Here is a 6,269-nt window from a genome sequence, read left to right as displayed (position 1 = left end):
TCCGCTCGCGGTCTACGAGGACACCGTGCTGGCGGCGGACGGGCCTGCCGCGCCCCTCGTCGTCGAGGGACTTCCCGGCGCCTCGGCCGACACGTTGCGTGCCCTCGCACGCCGGGCGGCGCCGCGCGCGGACGACGCCGGAGTGCACGCGGCCCTGACCGACGGCCACTTGAGCCTGTTCAACCTCACCGACGACGCCGTCACCACACGCGTCACGGTGCCGCAGTCGGGCTCGCGTCGGCTGGTCTTCGAAGGCGTGCAGTCGGTGACCGACGGGGGCAGCGTCTACACGGCCGCGCTCGGCTCCGGCTCGGCCGTCGTGCTCGCCCCCCGGTTCACCCTCACCGCGCTGTCCGGGCGGTCGCTCCCGCCGGGCCTGCGGGTAAAGGTCGTCGACGGAGCGACGCTGCATCTGTCCGGCGCCGCCTGCCGGCTGCGCGTCGAGGGGCAGGGGCACGGCGCCGTCGTGACCGTGCGGGGCGGGCGCCGCACCACGGTCACGCTCCGCGGGGCCGCCGCCTACCCGCACGACGACCTGGCCCTGGGCAGGAACGTCTTCCCGACCAGTCCGCTGCCGACCGGAATGTCCGCTCCGGGCGCCGCGGTCGACGGCGACCCGGACACCTCGTGGACGCCCGGTCCCGACGGCCGGATGGTCGTGGACCTCGGGGCGGAGCGGACGCTGGCCCGCGTGGAGGCCGAGTGGAACCACGACGACGCGCCCACGGCCCGTGTCGAGTTCAGCCGTGACGGCATCACGTACCAGAACGGCGGCAAGGTCGGCGGCCGTGGCCGCACCCGCCGTCTGACGGCCTCGGCGAGCGCCCGCTACGTGGCGCTGCGGGTGGAGGGGAAGGTCGGGCACGGCGTCCGGCTCGTGCGGCTGTCCGTGCGGTGAACGCGAAGGGACGGTCCCCGGGCGGCGGTTCGCCCGGGGACCGTCCCTCGTACCTCAGGCGGGGCTCACTCCTGGCCGTCGGCGAACCACCGCGCGAGGTCGGGGGCGACCCTGCGCACCGTGACCGGGCGGCCGTCGGCGCGCAGGGACTCCGTCGCCGCGACGCCGGCGGCGACGGCCTCGCGTGCCGCGACGGGGCTGGTGTCCGTCGCTCCGCCGCTGCGGACGAAGCGCAGGAACTCGGCGACCAGCATCGGGTCGGAGCCGCCGTGCCCGCCCTCTCCGGGCTCCGGCATCGGCACGACCAGGTCGGCGTCGGCCCGGTAGCCGCTGCGCCGCTTCCAGACGCGGACCTCGGCGCTCTCGCCGTGGTCGCCGAAGTTCTCCAGGCGGCCCTCGGTGCCGATGACCGTGTAGTTGCGCCAGTAGTCGGGGGTGTAGTGGCACTGCTGGTAGCTGGCGTGCACGCCGCCTTCCAGGCGCATGACCATCATCGACAGGTCCTCGACGTCGACGACCGGGTTGAGGCCGGTGTGGGACAGCGGCGGCCAGTTGTTCTCCGGGTCGTACCAGTCGGGCATGACGGCGCCGGGGGCCTGTCCGGAGCGGTCGGTGATGTCGCCGTAGACGGTGAGTCCGCCGAGCGCGCTGACCCGCTCGGTGTAGGCGCCGGCGAGCCAGTGGATGACGTCCAGGTCGTGGGCGCCCTTCTGCAGGAGCAGGCTGGTGGTGTTGCGGCGGTCCGCGTGCCAGTCCTTGAAGTAGAAGTCGCCGCCGTGGCCGACGAAGTGCCGGCACCACACGGCCTTGACCTCGCCGATCTCGCCGTTCCTGATCAGGTCGCGCATCACGCGCACCACCGGCATGTGCCGCATGTTGTGGCCCACGTACAGACGGGCGCCGCCCGCCCGCGCGGCCTCCAGGACGCGGTCGCAGCCCTCGGTGGTGATCGCGAGGGGCTTCTCCACGAAGACGGCGACCCCGGCCTCCAACAGGTCGACGGCCAGGTCCTCGTGGGTGTGGTCGGGGGTGATGACGAAGACCGCGTCCAGCTTCTCGGCGGCGATCATCTCCCGGTGGCCGGGGTAGGTGTGGACGTCGTCGCCGAACCAGGTGCGGGCCCGGTCGAACATGCCGGGTGAGGTGTCCGCGACGGCCACGACCGCGGAGCCCTCGCCGGGGTAGTGGGCCTCCTTCGCGAGGGTGGCGCGCAGGCCGAGGCCGATGACGCCGAGGCGCAGGTCGCGGGTGTGCACGCCGCTGTCCGCCGGTGCCGTGGAGACGTGGGTGGTGTCGGTCACGTGTGTTCAGCCCTTCATGCCGGAGAAAGCGATGCCCTGGATGAACTGGCGCTGCATGGCGACGAACACCACGATCACCGGGAGCGTTGCGAGGAGGGAACCTGCCATCAGGACCGGGTACTCGGTCAAGTGGGCGCCCTGGAGGGAGGCGAGGCCTGCCGACAGCGGCATCTTGGCCGGGTCGGTGTTCACGATCAGGGGCCACATCAGGTCGTTCCAGGACCACAGGAACGTGAGGATGCCGAGCGCGAGGAGTCCCGGGCGGGCCAGCGGCAGGGCGATCCGCCAGAAGACCGTGAACGGGTTGGCCCCGTCCAGGCGTGCCGCCTCCTCCAGTTCCTCGGGCAGTCCCATGAAGAACTGGCGCAGCAGGAAGGTGCCGAACGCGGAGAACATCCCGGGGACGACCAGAGCCTGCATGGAGTCGAGCCAGCCGAGGTCCTGCATGATCTGGTACTGCGGCAGCAGGAACAGCTGGCCGGGCACCATGAGCACGGCGAGGAAGCCGAGGAAGATCGCGCCGCGTCCGGGGAAGCGGATGCGGGCGAAGGCGTAGGCCGCCATGGAGCACAGCAGCAGTTGGGCCGCGGTGCGCAGCAGCGCCATGACGACGGTGTTGATGAACTGCTGGCCGAACGGGACGCCGTCGAAGACCTTGCTGTAGTTCGACCAGTCCCAATGTGCGGGCAGGATCGTCGGCGGCACCTGCACGGATTCGCCGAAGCTCTTGAAGGAGGTGAGCAGTTCCCACACCAGGGGGAAGACGGTGACGATCGCGCCCAGTGACAGCAGGACGTGGGCGGGCCACATCCGTCCTTCGCGGCGGGGTGTCCGGGTTGTCTCACGCATAGTGGACCCACCTCTTCTGCAACCGGAACTGGACGGCGGTGAGCGCCATGATCAGGACGAACAGCACACAGACGATCGCGGCGCCGTAGCCGCGCTGGTTGTCGAAGAACGCCTTCTGGAAGAAGAGCATCACGACGGTCTGGCCCTCGCCGAAGGCCGGGTTCTGCAGGGAGTTCGTGGTGTTGGCGCCGATGATCAGGTACACGAGGTCGAAGACCTGCAGGGACTGGATGATCGACAGCACGGTGGTGAAGAACAGGGTGGGGCTCAGCAGCGGCAGGGTCACCGAGAAGAACTGCCGTACCCGTCCGGCGCCGTCCAGCGCCGCCGCCTCGTAGTAGTCGCCGGGGATGCTCTGCAGTCCGGCGAGGAGCAGGATCATGTTGTAGCCGACGGTCATCCACACGCCGACGACCGCGACCGCGAAACGGATGGTGTGCGGGTCGGACACCCAGTAGGTGCCGTCGATGCCGATCGCGGACAGCGCGTGGTTGAGGATGCCGGCGTCGCCGTTGTAGAGCCAGCGCCACACCACCGCGACGGCGGCGGGCATCGTGACCACGGGCAGGAAGTAGAGCGTGCGGTAGACGCCGGTGCCGCGCAGTCCCTTGATGTTCAGGAGCACGGCCAGGATCATCGACAGCGGGATGCCCAGCAGGACGAGCCCGGTGTAGATGCCGGTGTTGCCGAGGGACTCCCAGAACTCCGGGTCGCCCACGAGCGTGCGGTAGTTGGACAGGCCGATCCAGGTGGTCCCGCCGAAGGCGCCCCACTCGGTGAAGCTGTAGTACAGGGTCTGCACCACGGGCCACAGGTAGAAGACCGCGAGGCCGAGTCCGGCCGGGGCGATCAGCGCGTAGCCCCACCACTTGTCCCGGTGGCGGAAGCGGCGCTCGCGACGGCGCAGTTCCCGCTGGTCCATGGACTGCGGCCGGGTGCGTTGTTGCGGTACCGCGGGGTCCGTACGCACGTCGAGGCTCATCAGGACCGGCCCTTTCTCTCCTGCGCGAGCAGCTGGTTCATCGCGTCCGTCAGGGAGCCGGTGGCGCCCTTGAGGCTCTCGTCGCCGCTCCACGCCTTGGCGAGCCACATCTGTTCCTTGTGCTGCCATGCGGCGCTGTTGGCGGAGCTGGGGAAGGGCACCGCGTAGTCGAGCGCGTCCAGGTGCACCTGGAGGTCGAACTTCGGCATGCCGGCGGCCCAGGGCTTGGCGGTGCCGTTGCGCGCCGGGATGGCGGTGCCGTACTTGCCCTGGAGGAGGGAGGCGCTCTCGCCGCTGAGGAACCGGACGAATTCCCGGGCGAGTTCGGGGTGCGGCGTGCGGGCGTAGACCACGTTGGCGAGGCCGTGCAGGACGGTGGCGCGCCGGCGCCCCTTGGGCATCGGCGCGACGTCCACCTTCGCGCGCAGTTCGGAGTCGGCGTAGAACGTCGCCGCGTTGTAGGAGCATTCGTAGGTCATGGCCAGCGTGCCGGACTGGAACATCTGCGTGGGGTCCGTGTCGGTCATCTGCTGCAGGGTCGGCGCGGCCCGGTAGCGGTGGATCAGGTCGACCCAGAGCCGCAGGCCCTCCAGGGTGTGCTCGTCGCCGTACCCGGAGCGCTGCTTGTCCGGGGAGATGACCCAACCGCCCGCCTGGGGGATCGAGTTGTAGTAGTTCTCCTGCGCGCGGGCCGGGGCCCCGACGCCGTAGACGCCGCGCTTGCGGTCGGTGAGCCGCTGGGCGTTGGCGATCAGGTCCTGCCAGGTCCAGCTGGAGTCGGGGTAGTCGACCTTGGCCCGGTCGAAGATCTCCTTGTTGAACCACAGGGCGACGGTGTCGAAGTCCTTCGGGGCGCCGTACTGCGTGCCCTTCCAGCGGTAGAGGGAGATCAGGTCCTCGGGGAAGTCGGCGGTCCGCAGCACGGCTTCGGAGCCTTCGGTCTCCAGTGGCAGGAGCTGGCCCGCGTCCGCGTACAGGCCGAAGTTGGGGCCATTCATCCAGAAGACGTCCGGCGCGGAGCCTCCGGTGCACGCGGTGCGCAGCTTGGTCCAGTACGTGCCGTTGGGGGTGAGCTGCACGTCGATGGTCACCCCCGGGTGGGCGCGCTCGAACGCGCGCGCCGCGCGGTTCATCGCGGGCAGCTGGTAGACGTCCCAGACGCCGTAGGTGAGCCGGCCGCGCCGGGAGTCGGAGGAGGCCGAGGAAGAGGAGGAACTGCAGCCGGACGTGAGCGGTGCCGCCGCGAGCGTCGTGGCGGCAGCCGCCGTGAGAAGGGAACGTCTGCGCACGCGGAGCCTTCCTGGGTGGGACAGGGCAGCGTCTTCTCCCGCGCGGGAGAAGTCGTGAAGCCGCCAGTGGTCTTTTCCGGGGGACACCGCCCCACACCGGAATACCCCGACGCTATTTGCTCGAAGTTGACGCGTCAATGGCTGTTTGAATCAACTTTACGCATCAGGCCGCCGACTGAGGCGCCAAAACGGACACCACTTCGACCGGGAACGGCCTCGTCGGCGCCTCAGCCGTGCGGCGGGGCGGAGACGCCTCGGGTCCGGCCGCACGGGCCGGCACAGGTAGGTAAGGTAAGGCTTACTTTGCAGCCGGGCGCCGCTCGCGGGCGCCGGGACATGAGGGGGAACAGATGCGGCGGCCGACCGGAGGGCCGCGGGAGGACCGCGCCCGCACCCTTGTCAGGAACACACTGACCGGGCGGTGGCGCACCCTCGCGCTCGCCTGCCTGATGTGCGTCGTACACCAAGCCGCCGAGGCGGGCGTGCCGTTGGCGATCGGCGTCATCGTCGACCGCGCCGTGGAACCGGGCAGCGGCCGCGCCCTGCTCTGGTCCCTCGCCGCACTCGCCCTGCTCTTCCTCGTCCTGACCAGTTCGATGCGGCTGGGCGGACGCCTCGCCAAGGGAGCCGCGGAGGGAGCCGAGCACGACCTGCGGCTCGCGGTCACCGCCCGCGTCCTCGCCCCCGGCGGACTGCCCGGCGGCGCGAGCCGGTCGGGCGAACTGCTGTCGACCGCCACCTCCGACGCGGGCCGGGTCAGCATGATGCACGCCGCGGTGTGGTGGGCCTCCGGCGCGCTCGGCGCGATCGTCGTCGCCGCCGTCATCCTCTTCCGCACGTCCGTGCTCCTCGGCTTCCTCGTCCTTGCCGGGCTCGTCCCCGTCGTCCTCGTCAGCCAGGTCGTGGCCGCCCCGCTCATCCGCCGCAGCGGCGCCGAACAGGCCGCGGCA

At 70.8% G+C, this 6,269-nt stretch carries 5 protein-coding genes and 1 pseudogene; 2 read left to right on the top strand and 4 right to left on the bottom strand.

What is annotated here, in order from left to right:
* On the top strand, positions 1-898 hold an 898-nt coding region (locus G3I40_RS45835; RefSeq protein ID WP_164560700.1), incomplete at its 5' end, for a discoidin domain-containing protein.
* A gap of 65 nt (positions 899-963) precedes the next feature.
* Here G3I40_RS45835 and G3I40_RS45830 read toward each other — a convergent pair.
* The 4 genes from G3I40_RS45830 to G3I40_RS45815 are packed head-to-tail and all read right to left on the bottom strand — an operon-like array spanning position 964 to position 5,319.
* Positions 964-2,199, bottom strand: a complete 1,236-nt coding sequence (locus G3I40_RS45830) for a Gfo/Idh/MocA family oxidoreductase (protein ID WP_164560699.1) — start codon at positions 2,197-2,199, stop codon at positions 964-966.
* Positions 2,200-2,205: 6 nt separating this feature from the next.
* Positions 2,206-3,048, bottom strand: coding sequence for a carbohydrate ABC transporter permease (locus tag G3I40_RS45825; RefSeq protein WP_164560698.1), 843 nt, complete (start codon positions 3,046-3,048; stop codon positions 2,206-2,208).
* Positions 3,041-4,030, bottom strand: coding sequence for a sugar ABC transporter permease (locus G3I40_RS45820; RefSeq protein ID WP_164560697.1), 990 nt, complete (start codon positions 4,028-4,030; stop codon positions 3,041-3,043). The genes G3I40_RS45825 and G3I40_RS45820 overlap by 8 nt, the downstream gene beginning before the upstream one ends.
* Positions 4,030-5,319, bottom strand: coding sequence for a sugar ABC transporter substrate-binding protein (locus G3I40_RS45815; protein WP_164560696.1), 1,290 nt, complete (start codon positions 5,317-5,319; stop codon positions 4,030-4,032). The genes G3I40_RS45820 and G3I40_RS45815 overlap by 1 nt, the downstream gene beginning before the upstream one ends.
* Positions 5,320-5,669: 350 nt before the next feature.
* On the opposite strand from G3I40_RS45815, the pseudogene G3I40_RS45810 reads away from it, so the two are divergent.
* Positions 5,670-6,269 (top strand): annotated as a pseudogene (locus G3I40_RS45810) (ABC transporter ATP-binding protein); the annotation flags it as partial.

It is taken from the genome of Streptomyces sp. SID14478 (genome assembly GCF_010548525.1).
Taxonomy (GTDB): Bacteria; Actinomycetota; Actinomycetes; order Streptomycetales; family Streptomycetaceae; genus Streptomyces.
This window is presented reverse-complemented; position numbering and strand designations above follow the sequence as displayed.